At 65.5% G+C, this 14,367-nt stretch carries 16 protein-coding genes and 1 tRNA gene; 9 read left to right on the top strand and 8 right to left on the bottom strand.

Going from position 1 to position 14,367, the window contains the following annotated elements; genetic code table 11:
- The first annotated feature begins 57 nt into the window (after positions 1-57).
- From ACFSQR_RS00950 to lipA, 4 genes are all read left to right on the top strand, one after another.
- Positions 58-1,956, top strand: coding sequence for a DUF6600 domain-containing protein (locus ACFSQR_RS00950; RefSeq protein ID WP_377727037.1), 1,899 nt, complete (start codon positions 58-60; stop codon positions 1,954-1,956).
- A gap of 333 nt (positions 1,957-2,289) precedes the next feature.
- The gene (locus tag ACFSQR_RS00945; RefSeq protein ID WP_377727035.1) at positions 2,290-2,559 is read left to right on the top strand and encodes a DUF493 family protein; all 270 of its coding nucleotides are present in this window, start codon (positions 2,290-2,292) and stop codon (positions 2,557-2,559) included.
- A gap of 134 nt (positions 2,560-2,693) precedes the next feature.
- Positions 2,694-3,371 (top strand): lipoyl(octanoyl) transferase LipB, encoded by a 678-nt coding sequence (gene lipB, locus ACFSQR_RS00940; protein ID WP_377727033.1) that lies wholly within the window; start codon positions 2,694-2,696, stop codon positions 3,369-3,371.
- 8 nt (positions 3,372-3,379) lie between these two features.
- Positions 3,380-4,366: a lipoyl synthase gene (gene lipA / locus ACFSQR_RS00935; RefSeq protein WP_377727031.1), complete on the top strand. Its 987-nt coding sequence runs from the start codon at positions 3,380-3,382 to the stop codon at positions 4,364-4,366.
- Between the two features lie 57 nt (positions 4,367-4,423).
- Here lipA and ACFSQR_RS00930 read toward each other — a convergent pair whose 3' ends face one another.
- Complete coding sequence (locus tag ACFSQR_RS00930; RefSeq protein ID WP_377727029.1) at positions 4,424-5,326, bottom strand: LysR family transcriptional regulator; 903 nt, start codon at positions 5,324-5,326, stop codon at positions 4,424-4,426.
- 97 nt (positions 5,327-5,423) lie between these two features.
- Here ACFSQR_RS00930 and ACFSQR_RS00925 point away from each other — a divergent pair, with 97 nt between their 5' ends.
- On the top strand, positions 5,424-6,545 hold the full coding sequence (locus tag ACFSQR_RS00925; protein ID WP_377727026.1) for a zinc-binding alcohol dehydrogenase family protein: 1,122 nt from the start codon (positions 5,424-5,426) through the stop codon (positions 6,543-6,545).
- A 45-nt stretch (positions 6,546-6,590) separates the two neighbouring features.
- Complete coding sequence (locus ACFSQR_RS00920; protein WP_377727025.1) at positions 6,591-7,442, top strand: hypothetical protein; 852 nt, start codon at positions 6,591-6,593, stop codon at positions 7,440-7,442.
- Between the two features lie 12 nt (positions 7,443-7,454).
- On the opposite strand, the gene ACFSQR_RS00915 is transcribed toward ACFSQR_RS00920, so the two are convergent.
- Genes ACFSQR_RS00915 through ACFSQR_RS00905 form a run of 3 tightly spaced genes read right to left on the bottom strand, consistent with a single transcriptional unit; the run spans position 7,455 to position 9,216 of the window.
- Complete coding sequence (locus ACFSQR_RS00915) at positions 7,455-7,973, bottom strand: TlpA family protein disulfide reductase (protein ID WP_377727023.1); 519 nt, start codon at positions 7,971-7,973, stop codon at positions 7,455-7,457.
- Between the two features lie 15 nt (positions 7,974-7,988).
- Positions 7,989-8,627, bottom strand: a complete 639-nt coding sequence (locus ACFSQR_RS00910; RefSeq protein WP_377727020.1) for a BON domain-containing protein — start codon at positions 8,625-8,627, stop codon at positions 7,989-7,991.
- Positions 8,620-9,216, bottom strand: coding sequence for a phosphoheptose isomerase (locus tag ACFSQR_RS00905; RefSeq protein ID WP_377727017.1), 597 nt, complete (start codon positions 9,214-9,216; stop codon positions 8,620-8,622). The genes ACFSQR_RS00910 and ACFSQR_RS00905 overlap by 8 nt, the downstream gene beginning before the upstream one ends.
- A gap of 212 nt (positions 9,217-9,428) precedes the next feature.
- On the opposite strand from ACFSQR_RS00905, the gene ACFSQR_RS00900 reads away from it, so the two are divergent.
- Positions 9,429-9,953, top strand: a complete 525-nt coding sequence (locus ACFSQR_RS00900; RefSeq protein WP_377727015.1) for a hypothetical protein — start codon at positions 9,429-9,431, stop codon at positions 9,951-9,953.
- A gap of 51 nt (positions 9,954-10,004) precedes the next feature.
- On the opposite strand, the gene ACFSQR_RS00895 is transcribed toward ACFSQR_RS00900, so the two are convergent.
- A complete protein-coding gene (locus ACFSQR_RS00895; RefSeq protein WP_377727012.1) occupies positions 10,005-10,367 on the bottom strand; it encodes a YraN family protein in 363 nt (120 codons plus the stop codon).
- 199 nt (positions 10,368-10,566) lie between these two features.
- Here ACFSQR_RS00895 and rsmI point away from each other — a divergent pair, with 199 nt between their 5' ends.
- Positions 10,567-11,478, top strand: a complete 912-nt coding sequence (gene rsmI / locus ACFSQR_RS00890) for a 16S rRNA (cytidine(1402)-2'-O)-methyltransferase (protein ID WP_377727009.1) — start codon at positions 10,567-10,569, stop codon at positions 11,476-11,478.
- Positions 11,479-11,580: 102 nt separating this feature from the next.
- Here the strand turns inward: rsmI and ACFSQR_RS00885 are convergent, their stop codons facing one another.
- A complete protein-coding gene (locus ACFSQR_RS00885) occupies positions 11,581-12,207 on the bottom strand; it encodes a hypothetical protein (RefSeq protein WP_377727007.1) in 627 nt (208 codons plus the stop codon).
- Positions 12,208-12,373: 166 nt separating this feature from the next.
- Between ACFSQR_RS00885 and ACFSQR_RS00880 the strand changes: the two genes are divergently transcribed.
- Positions 12,374-12,450: transfer RNA gene (locus ACFSQR_RS00880), tRNA-Pro, on the top strand.
- A gap of 71 nt (positions 12,451-12,521) precedes the next feature.
- On the opposite strand, the gene ACFSQR_RS00875 is transcribed toward ACFSQR_RS00880, so the two are convergent.
- On the bottom strand, positions 12,522-13,433 hold the full coding sequence (locus tag ACFSQR_RS00875; protein WP_377727005.1) for a hydroxymethylglutaryl-CoA lyase: 912 nt from the start codon (positions 13,431-13,433) through the stop codon (positions 12,522-12,524).
- A 1-nt stretch (position 13,434) separates the two neighbouring features.
- Complete coding sequence (locus ACFSQR_RS00870) at positions 13,435-14,364, bottom strand: 2-hydroxyacid dehydrogenase (RefSeq protein WP_377727002.1); 930 nt, start codon at positions 14,362-14,364, stop codon at positions 13,435-13,437.
- Positions 14,365-14,367 lie beyond the last annotated feature (3 nt).

Here is a 14,367-nt window from a genome sequence, read left to right as displayed (position 1 = left end):
CATTTGTCGCCGGCTCGCCCTCGCGCTGTAATCACTCACAACCAACTGGAGGTTTAAATGCGCGCTCCCTTTATGAAGTCCGCTGCGGTCGCTGTCGTACTGGCCCTGTCCACCCTCGCGCAGGCCGCCGAGATCGATGCGCCCGGCATTGCCGGCCGCGTCTCGCTGGCGCAGGGCGATGTCACGCTGGAGTCGGCGGAAGGCGGCCGTGGGGCCGCTACGCTGAACTGGCCGGTCACCGGCGGCGACGTGCTGCGCACCGCGCCTGGCGCGCGCACCGAAATCCGGGTCGGCTCCACCGCGGTGCGCCTGGACGGCGACTCGTCGATGGAAGTCGTGCGGCTGGACGACGAGACCGTGCGACTGCGCCTGTTCTACGGCAGCGTCAACGTGCGCGTGATGAACCGCGAGCTGCTGGACGGCTTCGAGCTGTTCACGCCGCACGGCAGCGTGCGCATGCAGCAGCCGGGCCGCATCCGCGTCGATGCCGAGCGCGCGCCCCAGACTACCGCCGTCCATGTCTTCGAGGGTGTCGCCATGCTGTCGGTGCCCGGATCTTCGCTGACCGTGCGTGAAGGCCGCAGCGCCCAGTCGCAGGCGGATGACGTGTTCACCGGTCCGGCAGTGCGCGAAGGGTTCGACGACTGGGCCTACCTGCGCGACCAGCGCGACGACCGCTCCCAGGCGGCGCGCTACGTGCCGCGCGAGATGACCGGCTACGAAGAGCTGGACCAGTACGGCAGCTGGCGCGAGAGCGCAGAGTACGGGCCGCTGTGGATTCCGCGCGCCGTGCCGGTCGGCTGGGTGCCTTACCGCGACGGCCGCTGGACCTGGGTGTCGCCGTGGGGCTGGACCTGGGTCGACAATGCGCCATGGGGCTACGCCCCCTCGCACTACGGCCGCTGGGTGATGGTGGGCAGCCGCTGGTGCTGGGCGCCTGGCCGCGCCATTGCGCGCCCCGTCTGGGCGCCTGCGCTGGTGGGTTGGGTCGGCGGCTCCAACTGGTCGCTCACCTTCGGCAGCGCAGGCCACCGCCACATGCCCGCCCAGGGCTGGTATCCGCTCTCCCCGCACGACGCGTTCGTGCCGCACTATCGCGCCCGCCGCGATCACGTCAACCGCATCAACTTCGACGTGCGGCCGCCGCGCGTGCGGCGCGAGGGGCGCCATCCGCATGGCCTGACCGTGGTCCCGCAGGAGCACTTCGGCATCCGCAACGTGATCGAAGTGAGCAAGATGCCGAAGGCGTCGGTGCCTGTCGCCGCGCTGCCCTCGGCGCGCGTCGCGCCTCCGCCGACGCCGCGCCACATGCCGGGCCGCGAAGGCGTGGAGCGCAACTACGAGGACGGCCGCCCCGGACGCTACGCACAGGGACCGGGTCCGGTGCTGCAGAACCCGCAGCCGCAGCATGGTGGACGTGACGGGCGCCGCGGCGACGATGATGCGCGCATCCCGCAGGCCGTGCGCATGCCGCCGCCTGTGATGGAGCAGCGTCCGGTGGCCGCGCCCCTGGTACAGCATCCTGCGCCGTCGGTGCAGGCGGGCGAGCCTGAGCGCCGCTTCGGCCGCCGCTTCGAGGACGACAACCGCTTCGGCGGCCGCGACGACAACCGTTTCGACCGCGACCAGCGCCGCGAACGCGATGACCGCGATGGTCCTCGCCGCGGACGTGAGGTGGCAGCGCCACAGGCGGCGGCACCGCAGGCCCCGCCGGCGCAGCCGGTCGTGCGCCAGCGCGAGCAGCCGATGCCGCCGCCGGTGATGCATACGCCTGCGCCGGTCGCAGTCGCCGCGCCTGCGCCGGCCGTGTATCGCCCGCAGCCAGCGCCGCCGGTCGTGCACCAGGCGCCGCCGCCCGCGCCGCCAGCAGCCGCGCCAGTGCGCAGCGAGCCGGCGACGGTGCAGGGACGGCGCGGACCGGGCAAGGCCGACGGCGACGAGCGCGCGGAGCGATAAGTCGTCTGTCGCAGCAAATTGCGTCCTGTCCTGCAAATCCGGCAATTCGTCTCACATCGATGGCAGCGGGGATGTCATTTGCATACAGTGTCAACGTCGCATGAATGAATTTGCGTTGATGCGGCGGGTTTCCTTACCCCTGCTATCTTTCTCCCCAATCGGATAGCTTCAGGCCAGCCTTCGTCGCTGGCCTTTTTTTTTCGGCAGCGGAAAAGCCACCGCCCTCGTCCCGGCCAGCGAGCCGCTGCCGTGATGGCAGGGCCTTGTCCTGTCCGATTTCCCGCAATTGGCTACAATGTGGGCTTGCCGCACTTCTCAGGATTGGAACCCAGCATGCACTCGCCAGCAGACTCCCTCATCGAATACCCGAGCGACTTCCCGATCAAGGTGATGGGCGCCACGCATGAAGATTTCGCGGCGACCATCGTGGACGTCGTGCTCGAACACGATCCCACCTTCCACATCGGCCGCATGGAAGTGCGCCCCTCGTCCAAGGGCAACTTCACCGGCCTGACCGTCACCGTGACCGCCACCAGCCGCGCCCAGCTCGACGACCTGTACCGCGCCCTGTCCGGCCACCCCATGGTCAAGATCGTCATCTAAAAATGGGGACAGACCCCGAAATGGGGACAGACCCCATTTTCGAAATGGGGTCTGTCCCCATTTCGGTTCCCCATTTCGAGCCGGCCGCATAGGGCTGGCTTATAATGGCGGGGCTCGAATTACCGCCACCACCCATGCAAACCCGCCACGGCCCCGCGATCATCCGCGACCTGGGCTTCGCCGACTACGACAGCACCTTCGCCGCGATGCGCGCCTTTACCGACGCGCGCGGCGCCGACACGCCGGACGAACTGTGGATCGTCGAGCATCCGCCGGTCTATACGCTCGGCCTGGGGGCCGACCGCGCGCATGTGTTGGCGCCGCACGACATCCCGGTGGTGCAGACCGACCGCGGCGGCGAGGTGACCTATCACGGCCCCGGCCAGGTGGTGATCTACTGCCTGATGGACCTGCGCCGCTCGCGCCCGGCCGGGAAGTTGTTCGCCCGACAATTCGTCCACAAGATCGAGCAGGCCATCATCAACGTGCTGGCGGCGTATAATCTCGCAGGTGAGCGCATCGACGGCGCGCCCGGCATCTACATCGCGGGCGGACCGAAAAAAGGCGCCAAGATCGCCGCGCTGGGCCTCAAGGTGCGCGGCAACGGCTGTACCTATCACGGCGTATCGCTGAACGTGGCCATGGACCTGGCGCCGTTCACCTGGATCAATCCCTGCGGTTACGAAGGCCTCGAGACCGTCGACATGCGCACCATGGGCGTCGAGGCCGCGCTGCCGGACGTGCAGCGCAAGCTGGCCGGCGAGCTGCAGGACCTGCTCGCGGTGGCCGAACCGAATACCGTATTAACCTGAAACCGAAGATGACTTCCGAGACCACGCCAGCAGCCGCACCAGCATACGACGCCACCGCCAAGCAGAAGGGTGCCGACAAGACCTCGCGCATCCCGATCAAGATCGTGCCGATCGAGCAGGTCGAGCGCCTGAAGAAGCCGGACTGGATCCGCGTGAAGGCCGCCACGGCATCGTCGCGCTTCTATGAAATCAAGGACATCCTGCGCGCCAACAAGCTGGTGACCGTGTGCGAGGAAGCCAGCTGCCCGAACATCGGCGAATGCTTCGGCAAGGGCACCGCGACCTTCATGATCATGGGCGACAAGTGCACCCGCCGCTGCCCGTTCTGCGACGTCGGCCACGGCCGCCCGGACCCGCTGGACGTGAACGAGCCGCACAACCTGGCCAAGACCATCGCCGACCTGCGCCTGTCCTATGTGGTGATCACCTCGGTGGACCGCGACGACCTGCGCGACGGCGGCGCCGGCCACTTCGTCGAGTGCATCCAGAAGACCCGCGCCATGTCCCCGAATACCAAGATCGAAGTGCTGGTGCCGGACTTCCGCGGCCGCCTGGAAAAGGCGCTGAACATCTTCGCCGACGGCCTGCCGGACGTGATGAACCACAACCTCGAAACCGTGCCGCGCCTGTACAAGGAAGCGCGCCCGGGCGCCGACTACATGCACTCGCTGCAGCTGCTGCGCGACTTCAAGGCCAAGTACCCGAACGCGGTGACCAAGTCCGGCATCATGGTCGGCCTGGGCGAGACCGACGAAGAGATCCTGCAGGTGATGCGCGACATGCGTGAGCATAACGTCGAGATGCTGACCATCGGCCAGTACCTGGCGCCGTCCAACTCGCACCTGCCGGTGCGCCGCTACGTGCACCCGGACGTGTTCCGCATGTTCGAGGACGAGGCGTACAAGATGGGCTTCGTGCACGCCGCTGTTGGCGCGATGGTGCGCAGCTCGTACCACGCCGACCAGCAAGCCCACAACGCCGGCATCCCGGCGTAAGCGTCAGGGGGCAGGACTGCCCGCCCAGCGGGCAGGGGCCGTCCCCCCGGGCACACCCTACACCCGCTGCGCCATCGCCGCGATGCGCGGCGCCACGAACGCCAGCAGCGCCCGCGCCGCCGGCGCAATACTCGACCGGTGCGGATACGCCGCATGCAGTGGCCAATCCTCGCCGGTCAGTTCGCCGAACAGTACCACCAGCCTGCCCGCCTCCACATCTGCCCTCGCATCCAGCCATGACTTGTACGCGATGCCGTGGCCTGCGACCGCCCACTCCCGTACCAGACCGCCGTCATCGGCGACACGGTCGCCATGCACCCTCACCTCGACCGGCGTGCGCCCTTTCATGAATCGCCAGGTATTCGAGGTCGACTGGCTCAGCGAATGCACCAGGCAGTTATGGCGCTGCAGGTCCTGCGGCGCCGCTGGCGTGCCGCGCGCGGTCAGGTAGCTGGGCGCGGCAACGACAACGCGCCTGTTGCGCGCCAGTTCCTTTGACACGTATGAGGCATCGTCCAGCCGCCCGTAGCGAAACGCCAGGTCGACAGGATCACGGAACAAGTCCGCAGAGCGGTCCGCGCATTGCAGGATGAGCGTGACGCCGGGATGCAGCGCCATGAACTCCGCCACGAGCGGCGACAGCACGTTGCGGCCGAAGTCCGCAGGTGCGGTCAGGCGCAGCTTGCCCTGCACGCGATCGCGCGCGTGGCCCAGCACCGCCTCGCCCTGCTCCAGCAGCACCAGCGCGTCGCGGCAGTAGTCGAGGAACAACTGTCCCTGCGTGGTGATGCGCATGCTGCGCGTGGTGCGTTCGAACAGCCGCGTGTCCAGCCGTTCTTCCAGCCGCTTGAGGGCCGCGCTCGCGGTGGCGGGCTGCAGGCCCAGTTCGCGCGCGGCCTGCGACAGGTTGCCGGTGTCGGCGACCAGGACAAACAGGCTGAGGTCCGAAATCGAATGCATTATCAAAAATAGATTGAAAGTGATTCGATTATTGCCGTATTTATCAATTGACACAACAGGGTGATGATGTGAGCTTTCCCAACCACCGAGGATTGCCATGAAAGCCGTTGCCCTGACCCGCTATGCCGATATCGACCACCCTGAGTCCATCTTCGATACCGAGCTGCCTTCGCCGGCCGCCCCGGCGGGCCGCGACATGCTCGTCAGCGTGCAGGCAGTCTCCGTGAACCAGCTGGATAACCGCGTGCGCCGTCCCAAGGACAAGGTCGAGGCCACGCCGCGCGTGATCGGGTTCGATGCGGCCGGTGTCGTTGTGGCGGTCGGGCCGGATGTCACGCTGTTCCGTCCCGGCGACAAGGTCTACTACTCGGGCGACCCGGCGCGGCCAGGTTCGCACGCGGAATTCCAGCTGGTCGACGAACGCATCGCCGGGCATATCCCGTCCACACTGGGCTTTGCGCAGGCGGCGGCCTACCCGATGGCGGCGCTTACCGCGTGGGAGCTGTTATTCGATCGCATGCGCATCGGCGATGCGGCGCGCGGCAAGACCATCCTCATCATCGGCGCCGCGGGCGGCGTGGGTTCGATGGCCGTGCAGCTTGCCTCGAGGGTCGCAGGCCTGAACGTCATCGCCACCGCATCGCGGCCGGAATCGCAGGAATGGGTTCGCCGGATGGGCGCACACCACACGGTCGACCACTTCGGGGATATCGCGGCGCAGATGGCGGCGCTCGGGCATCCCGCTGCCGACTACGTCGCGATTTTGTCGGACACGAACCGCTATTATCCGGTGGCTGCCCAGGTGGTCGCGCCGCAGGGGACGATCGGGCTGGCGGTGGAGGCGAGCGGACCGGTCGACATCAACCTCCTTTGGGACAAGAGCGTCACGCTGGTCTGGGAGATGATCTACACGCGCATCGACTACCGCACCGCCGATCTCGCGCGCCAGCATCACATTCTCAGTGAAGTGGCACGGCATCTCGACGCGGGCCTGCTCATGGACACGGTGACCACGGAGCTCGCGCCGATCAACGCTGCCAACCTGCGCATCGCGCACAAGATGATGGCGACCGGCCGCGTCATCGGGAAGATTGTGCTGAGTGGCTTTGACGCGCCGGCGCGCGCCTGCTGTTCCTCGGCCCGGAAGCAGGCCGAAGTCGCACCGGTTGCCGACATGATGCCCCACGAGCTTTGCGGTATCGCAACTCCCCAGCTCTGAGTTTCTGCAGGGAACGTGCTACGCTCCTGACCGAGGAGGGAACACATGTCCGAGGTCGCATTCATCGTCGTGCATGGGATGGGGGAGACTCCGCCCAGCTACGCAGACAAGATTTTCGCGGAAGTGGAGCGCCGGGTCCCGCGCAGCAAAGCGCACATCGCCATGGGCAGCGTCTACTACCAGAAGATCCTGCAGGATAACGAGACCGAGGTATGGAACCGCGTCAGCCGGCACGCGCCCGTGAACTACGACCACCTGCGGCGCTTCCTCCTGTACGGCTTTGGCGATGCCGCGGGACTGGAAAACGGCAAGGAGTTCGATCATTCGCCGTACGAGATGGCGCAGCTGGACATCGCGCGCACGCTGCTCGGCGCGCGCGAGCACTTCGCCACCAATCCGCGGCTGGTGCTGCTGACGCACTCGCTCGGCTGCCAGGTGATGTCGAACTATATCTACGACGCGCAGAAGTCCGAGCACTCGCGCGTCAACCTCGGGATCTGGAAGGACATCCAGCGCTTTGCGTTCGCGATCAGCGGGCGGCCGGAGCTGACCCGGGACGAGATCGCGTTCCTGCGGGCCGATACCTGCACCGGGTGGATTTCAACAGGCTGCAATATCCCGATATTCGTGGCCGCGCACAAGAACATGCTGGTCATCCCGATCCGGCGGCCGAACGACGCCTTCCGCTGGCTGAACATCTACGATCCGGACGATGTACTGGGATGGCCGCTGCAGCCGCTGTCGCCGGGCTATCGCGACCTGGTCGAGGACCGCGTGATCAATGCCGGCGCGGGCATGATCGACTGGGTCCTGAAGAGCTGGAATCCGCTGTCGCACCAGGCCTACTGGGGCAGCGACGAGGTGCTCGATCCGCTCGAAGCCATGCTGCGCGTATAGCGCGGGACGACGTTACGTGGAGAGGGCGCGCTGGATCAGCTTGTCGAGCTCCGCGAAATCGGGCTCGCCAACGTAGCGCTTGAGGATCTTGCCATCGCGCCCGATCACGAACGTAGTGGGCGTCAGCTGAACGTCGCCGAAGGCTTTCGCCGCCGAGCCGTCCACATCGAGCGCCACCTTGAACGGCAGCTTGCGCGTCTCGGTAAAGTTGACCACATAGTTCGGCGGGTCGTAGCTCATCGCCACGGCGATGAACTCGAGCCCCTGCCCTTTGAACTTTTCGTACGTACGCACCATGTCCGGCATCTCCTTGACGCAGGTGACGCAGGACGTGGCCCAGAAGTTGACCATGACGACCTTGCCCTTCAGCGCCGCCGGCGTGATCTGCTCGCCCTTGATGCTCAGGTAGGTGACTTCCGGCGCCGGCTTCGACCCCGTGAATGCGGCAAAGCCGATGCCGCCCAGTGCAAGTACCACGGCCGCGATGGCGGCCGGCTTGCTCCACTTCGATTTGCTTGGCGTGTCAGCCATGATGATCCAGATTCCTTACGACTGGGCCTGCAAGTCCGGCGAACGCGCAGGCTGCATGGCCTTGAGCTGGTCTTCGGTGATGTACTCGAACAGTTTGACGACCTTCTTCACGCCCGACACGCCACGCGCCACGTCGGCTGCGACCTGGCCTTCTCGTTCGGTCACGCGGCCCATCAGGTACACGGTGCCGCGTTCGGTCACCACCTTGAAGGAGTTCGCGGAGATGGTCTTCATGTCGACCAGGCTGGCCTTGACCTTGGTGGTCACCAGCGCATCCGCAGAACGCGAGGTGTAGGTCGACAGCGGTGCGACTTCCAGTTCGTTGATCACGTTCTGCACGCCGTCCACGGCGCGCACGTGGTTTTCGACGGCGGTTTTCATCGCCTCGTCCTTCACTTCGCCGGTCAGCAGCACCTTGCGGTTGTAGCTGTTGACGTTGACGTGGCCTTCATCCTTGGTCACGGACGGCATGCGCATCTCGGCCTTGAGGGCGATCGCCTTGTCGTCGGTCTGCGCGCCCAGGGTGCGGCGGTCCGATGCGCTGACCACGCCCATCACGGCGGTGCCCAGCACCATCTCGACGCAACCCGTCAGCGACAGCGCCAGCGCAGCGGCCAGTACGGTCTTACCAGCCAGCAGTGCAGGCTTATTCATTCTCGTCTCCTCCGAACAGCGCGACGTCGATGCCGTCGCAAATGCAGTGAATCGTGACCAGGTGGACTTCCTGGATGCGCGCGGTGCGCGAATGCGGCACGTTGATGTGGACGTCAAGGTCGGTCAGCATGCGCGCCAGCGCGCCGCCATCCTTGCCGGTCATGGCCACCACGCGCATTTCGCGTTCCAGCGCGGCTTCGGCCGCTGCCAGCACGTTGGCCGAATTGCCGGAGGTGGAAATCGCCAGCAGCACGTCGCCCGGCTGGCCGAATGCCTGCACCTGCTTGGAGAAGATGTCGCGGTAGCTGTAGTCGTTGCCCACCGCCGTCATGATCGAGGTGTCGGTGGTCAGGGCCAGCGCCGGCAGCGGATTGCGCTCGCGTTCGAAGCGGCCGACCAGTTCGGCGGCAAAGTGCTGGCAGTCGGCAGCGGAGCCGCCGTTGCCGCAGGCGAGGATCTTGTTCCCGTTCGCGAGAGCGGAAAACATGATATCGACGGCTTGCGAGATCGGTTGGGTGAGCGCGTTGGCGGACGAAAGCTTGAGTTCGGCACTTTCCTGGAAGTGCGCTAGGATGCGGTCGGAGTTCATAGTTGCCGATTATAGTGCAGCGGCAACGCTAAGGGCTCAAGAGCAGTAAAAATTGCTTACACCTTAGAGCGGCTTAAGTCTAAGACCAGTTGTAGCAGAGCTCCCTATTGTGAATTCCCGGTCCCCTCAGATTGAACCTGGCGGTTGTTCGGCTGTCAAACCGGAATCTGCCTCACGGCGGCCCATATTCATCTTTCCGAAGGGGTACGGCTATGCATACTAAACTCACCCTGCTCACCACCGCCAGTGTTCTCGCAAGCGCGTGCAGCGGCCTCCAACCGGTCGGCACAAGTGAACCGGAAATCCCGATAACAACCTATGCGAGCCCCGGCAAAGTCACCGAAGGAGGCGCTATCTATTTGTGGCCGCCGTACTCGAGCGCTGCCGTGGTCGACGGAAAAGGCAACCGTTGCGTATTGACTGCGAGCGGTGCAAAAACGACAAAGTCGAAAGCCGACGACGCTTTGAAGATCGGTGACTTGATGGGAAAGCTGCAGGGTTTGGATGTCACTCATCGCAAGGAATTCGAAGAGCTGTTCGTGAAATTGACCAGCGCCGATTCCAAAGCCGCCTTTGTCGATGTCGCTCTCTTCCACCTGTGTATATTTGATCAGAATGGGACTTTCAAGGAACACAAGAAGGACGATGATGGCGTAATGAGAGATCACACATTCAAAGCCAAGCTGGTTCAGGAGGCGTACCTGGCGACGATCAAGGCAGCAGCAGGCACGCCCTGACAATCATCGGTTGCTGTTGACCGGATGATTGGCTGGCACAGCTCCGGGGAATCACGTCAACCAGAGTGCGTTCCGGATCCAGTCGATCTGGTCGCCGTCGACGGCCAGCACGTCGAAGCGGCAGGGCGGCAGCCGCGTGTAGCGCAGCAGGTAGGTCTGGGCGGCGCGCACCAGGCGGCGGACCTTGGCGGGCGAGATGCTGGCCAACGCCCCTCCGTAGCGGCAGTCCTCGCGCTGGCGCACCTCCACGAAGACGATCGTGTCGCGGTCGCGCATGACCAGGTCGATCTCGCCGCCGCGGCAGGCGTAGTTGGCCTCGACCAGCGTGAGGCCCCGCATGCCGAGGTAAGTGAGCGCTCGCTGCTCCCATAGCTGGCCCTGCTTCTGCCTGGCTGACAAATGCTCGTGCCACACGATGGGCCTCCCGTTTCGACGTTCGCTCAGCTATAGACCGTGCATTCACTCCAAAGTTCGCATCGAAGGGGACTGTGCCCGTCTTGGCGGAATCGGTCATGACATGGCGGATTCCGCCAAATGCGAGGCGTGCGCGCTTGTCAACGCGTTGGCGGGAGCGCACAATCGCCCCCGCCAACGCAGCCCACCGAAAGTGCCGATGACCCAGCCAGCCCGCCCCCTGTCCCAGCTCCCCGTGATGGGCGAACCCGCCCTCCAGTCGTACCCCGCCGGGACGCTGTACGTGGTCGCCACGCCGATCGGCAACGTGGCCGACATCACGCTGCGCGCGCTGCACCTGCTGGAACTGGCCGACGCGGTCGCCTGCGAGGATACCCGCAACACCAGTGCGCTGTTCGCCCGCTTCGGGCTGGACAAGCAGATGATCGCGGCGCACCAGCATAACGAGCGCGAAGTGGCCGAGAAGATCGTCGCGCGCCTGCACGCCGGCGAGCGCATCGCCCTGGTGTCGGACGCCGGCACTCCGGCGGTCTCCGATCCGGGTGCGCGCATCGTGGACGCGGTGCGCAACGCCGGCTTGCGCGTCATCCCGCTGCCCGGCGCCTCCGCCGCCATCGCTGCGCTCTCGGCCAGTGGCTTGGTCAACGACCAGTTCCACTTCGTCGGCTTCCTGCCGGCCAAGCCCAAGCAGCGCGAGTCGGCGCTGGCGGAACTGGCCAGGATGCCCGCCACGCTCGTAATCTATGAGGCGCCGCACCGCATCGTCGATTGCGTCGAGTCGCTGGCGGCAACCTTCCCTCCCGGGCGCCAGGTAGTGTTCGCGCGGGAACTGACCAAGATGTTCGAGGAGATCCACCGCTGCCCGGTCTCCGAGGCGCTCACGTGGGTCAAGGGTGACCAGCACCGCCAGCGCGGCGAGTTCGTGGTGCTGGTGGAAGGCGCGCCGGCCGAAACCGACGCGGCGGAGGCCGAAGCGGAGCGCGTCCTGCGCATCCTGCTGGAAGAGTTGCCCGTCAAGCAGGCCGCGGCGCTGGCAGCGCAAATCAGCGGGGGCAAAAAGAACGCGCTGTACGAGAAGGCGCTCCAGATCAAAAGTGCGCGCGATATTTAGCGCAACTTAGCGGAACCGGCCCTGTCCAACTCTACGTGACGCGGGCTGGTGTCCGTGCAGCGCGATAGGTTCGGGGGCGTGCCGTACGTCCGCCGGTCCGTGTCACCACTTGCATCCGTGGTCTTTCTTATCCATTAGTAGGTTCAGAGGTGACAGCAGCCCGCCGAGCGGTCCGGGGATTCCATCCTTGCAGTCCGGCCGCTCGGCGCTGGCTATTGCCCTCGCCTCCTTGCTTGGCTGCGGCTTGACGCGGTTGCGCTCCTTGTCGAACTGGCCGACCGGCAGGTCCGCCCGCGCCGGATCGGCGCTGGTCGCTACCCGGCGTGCTGCGGCGCGCGCGGCTGCCATGTCGAAGGTCTTCTCCTGCGGCGCCGGCTGCACATAAAAAGGGTCGGGCACGGTGCTGCGGTCGACGGCGATGAGGGGCTGCGGGACGCTGGCGTCTTCGCTGTCCTGGTCCGTCGCCGGACTGGTGTCCTGGGCGGTTCTTTTGCTTGCCGCGGGTTTCGCACGCGACGGGGTGTCGGACGGGCGGCGCTCGACGATGCGTTCCGGCTCGGGAAGCGGTGGCTTCGGCTTGATCCACACCAGCATGGCCTTTGCCTGTGTGGACGGCTCCGTGACCAGCTCGCGCAGCGAATCGGCGCGAAAGGCCAGCAGCAGCAGGATATGCGCGGCCAGCGATGCGGCGATACCGACGCCCAGGCGGCGATTCGGCTGCGGTCGCATGAAATCCGGATTGCTGTACAAAAGTCGTCCCCCTGAGAGAACGGTATGCTCTCATAAATTAGGAATCTGATAAGAGGCGTTACATTTAGTTTCCTGCCGCCTGGCATACAAATTCCGCTGGACACCCTTGACCGATGAGTTGAACGACTGTATGATCTTGCTTCTTCGGAGTGTGGCGCAGCCCGGTAGCGCATCTGGTTTGGGACCAGAGGGTCCAAGGTTCGAATCCTTGTACTCCGACCAAGATTCAAGAAAAAGGCTGAACTTCGGTTCAGCCTTTTTTCGTTCGGGGCCGGGGGGCGCCGCCCCCTTCCTTATCCGGCGCGTTTGGCGGCGATGGCGTTGCCGGCGCGGCTGACGCCCTTGCGGCCCAGGTGGCCGGTGATGAACAGGCCCGCGTCCACCACCTTGTCGAGGTCGATCCCGGTCTCGATCCCCAGCCCGTTCAGCATGTAGATCACGTCTTCGGTCGCGACATTGCCGGTCGCGCCCTTGGCGTACGGGCAACCGCCCAGGCCCGAGACGGACGAGTGGAAGATCGATACGCCGATCTCCAGGCTGGCGTAGATGTTCGCCAGCGCCTGCCCGTAGGTGTCGTGGAAGTGGCCGGCGATGCGGTCCAGGTGGAATTCCCGCGCCGCGGTTTCCATGACGGCCTGCGTTTTGCGCGGGGTGGACACGCCAATGGTGTCGGCAATGTCGATTTCGTCGCAGCCCAGGTCGCGCATGCGGCGCACCACGTCCGCCACCGATTCCAGCGGCACCTCGCCCTGGTAAGGGCAGCCGAAGGCCGTGCTGATGGATGCGCGCAGGCGCAAACCATTGTCCTTCGCCGCCTTTGCCACCGGCTCGAAGCGCGCGATCGATTCCGCGATCGAGCAATTGATGTTCTTCTGCGAGAACGCCTCGGACGCCGCGCCAAAGATCACCACCTCGTCGGCCTTCGCCGCCAGCGCCGCTTCAAAGCCCTGCATGTTCGGCGTCAGCGCGGAATAGATGGCGCCGGGACGACGCGCGATTCGCGCCATGACTTCGGCGCTGGTCGCCATTTGCGGCACCCACTTGGGCGACACGAACGATGCCGCTTCGATGTTAGGGAAGCCCGCTGCGGACAGCATATCCACCAGCTGGACCTTCACGTCGGCCGGAACCGACTCCTTCTCGTTCTGCAGCCCGTCGCGTGGACCGACTTCGACGATCTTGACCTTGCGTGGCAGTGCGTTCATTTCAGTATCCTCGTTGGCGGTCCACCACATCGGCGACCGGTTCGTTGCGCGCCAGCGCGCGCATTTTGCCTGCGATCTGCTGCACGCTCTCGGTGCGCAGCGTCAGCGCGGAGACATGCGGCGTGATGGTGATGCGCGGCTCGCTCCAGAACGGGTGCGCAGCCGGCAATGGCTCGTTTGCGAACACGTCCAGCGTGGCGCCCGCAATATGGCCGGACTTCACCAGCTCCAGCAGATCATTTTCCACAATATGCGCGCCGCGCGCCACATTCACAAGGTACGCGCCCTTGGGCAGGCGCGACAGGCGCGCATGGTTTAGCAATTCGTTCGTCTCAGGGGTCAACGGCAGCATATTGACCAGCACGCGCGAACCGGCCAGGAAACCGTCGAGCGATTCCATCCCGGCGAAGGATGCGACACCTTCGATCGACTTGGCCGAACGGCTCCAGCCGCGCACAGGAAAGCCGAAATGGCGCAGCGCCTCGACCACGCGCATGCCCAGCACGCCCGTACCGAGCACGCCCACCGTGAAGTCTTCCTTGCGGTGCTGCGGCAGCTGCTTCCATTCGCCGCGGCGCGCCTGCGCCTCGTACTCCGGCATGCGGCGGTAGTAACCCAGCACGGCGTGCAGGACGTATTCCGCCATCTGCACGGCCATGCCGGCGTCGCCGAGGCGGATGATCGGCACGTCCGGCAGCTGGTCGTTGAATTTCATGATGGCGTCGACGCCCGCACCGGTCAGGAAGATCGCCTTCACGTGCTGCAGCTCGGGGACCAGTGCCGCCGGCGGGGACCACAGTACCGCGTAATCGCAAGGCGCGACCGCTTCGCCCTCCTTCCAGGCCACGACTTCGGCTTCGGGCAGCGCCTGCGCGAAGTCCGCTACCCAGGGCGCGGTGTTACCGTCGGCACGGTGGAGCAGGATGCGCATGGC

Source organism: Pseudoduganella sp. GCM10020061 (assembly GCF_042683405.1).
Taxonomy (GTDB): Bacteria; Pseudomonadota; Gammaproteobacteria; order Burkholderiales; family Burkholderiaceae_D; genus Telluria.
This window is presented reverse-complemented; position numbering and strand designations above follow the sequence as displayed.

What these genes read in the sequence shown, in the direction of transcription:
- ACFSQR_RS00910 (WP_377727020.1), bottom strand. Translation starts at nt 8,627, where the DNA reads ATGAATAAGCCTGCACTGCTGGCTGGTAAGACCGTACTGGCCGCTGCG.
- ACFSQR_RS00900 (WP_377727015.1), top strand. Translation starts at nt 9,429, where the DNA reads ATGCATACTAAACTCACCCTGCTCACCACCGCCAGTGTTCTCGCAAGC.
- lipB (WP_377727033.1), top strand. Translation starts at nt 2,694, where the DNA reads ATGCAAACCCGCCACGGCCCCGCGATCATCCGCGACCTGGGCTTCGCC.
- ACFSQR_RS00885 (WP_377727007.1), bottom strand. Translation starts at nt 12,207, where the DNA reads ATGCGACCGCAGCCGAATCGCCGCCTGGGCGTCGGTATCGCCGCATCG.
- ACFSQR_RS00915 (WP_377727023.1), bottom strand. Translation starts at nt 7,973, where the DNA reads ATGGCTGACACGCCAAGCAAATCGAAGTGGAGCAAGCCGGCCGCCATC.
- ACFSQR_RS00950 (WP_377727037.1), top strand. Translation starts at nt 58, where the DNA reads ATGCGCGCTCCCTTTATGAAGTCCGCTGCGGTCGCTGTCGTACTGGCC.
- ACFSQR_RS00930 (WP_377727029.1), bottom strand. Translation starts at nt 5,326, where the DNA reads ATGCATTCGATTTCGGACCTCAGCCTGTTTGTCCTGGTCGCCGACACC.
- ACFSQR_RS00875 (WP_377727005.1), bottom strand. Translation starts at nt 13,433, where the DNA reads ATGAACGCACTGCCACGCAAGGTCAAGATCGTCGAAGTCGGTCCACGC.
- ACFSQR_RS00920 (WP_377727025.1), top strand. Translation starts at nt 6,591, where the DNA reads ATGTCCGAGGTCGCATTCATCGTCGTGCATGGGATGGGGGAGACTCCG.
- ACFSQR_RS00870 (WP_377727002.1), bottom strand. Translation starts at nt 14,364, where the DNA reads ATGCGCATCCTGCTCCACCGTGCCGACGGTAACACCGCGCCCTGGGTA.
- ACFSQR_RS00905 (WP_377727017.1), bottom strand. Translation starts at nt 9,216, where the DNA reads ATGAACTCCGACCGCATCCTAGCGCACTTCCAGGAAAGTGCCGAACTC.
- rsmI (WP_377727009.1), top strand. Translation starts at nt 10,567, where the DNA reads ATGACCCAGCCAGCCCGCCCCCTGTCCCAGCTCCCCGTGATGGGCGAA.
- lipA (WP_377727031.1), top strand. Translation starts at nt 3,380, where the DNA reads ATGACTTCCGAGACCACGCCAGCAGCCGCACCAGCATACGACGCCACC.
- ACFSQR_RS00945 (WP_377727035.1), top strand. Translation starts at nt 2,290, where the DNA reads ATGCACTCGCCAGCAGACTCCCTCATCGAATACCCGAGCGACTTCCCG.
- ACFSQR_RS00925 (WP_377727026.1), top strand. Translation starts at nt 5,424, where the DNA reads ATGAAAGCCGTTGCCCTGACCCGCTATGCCGATATCGACCACCCTGAG.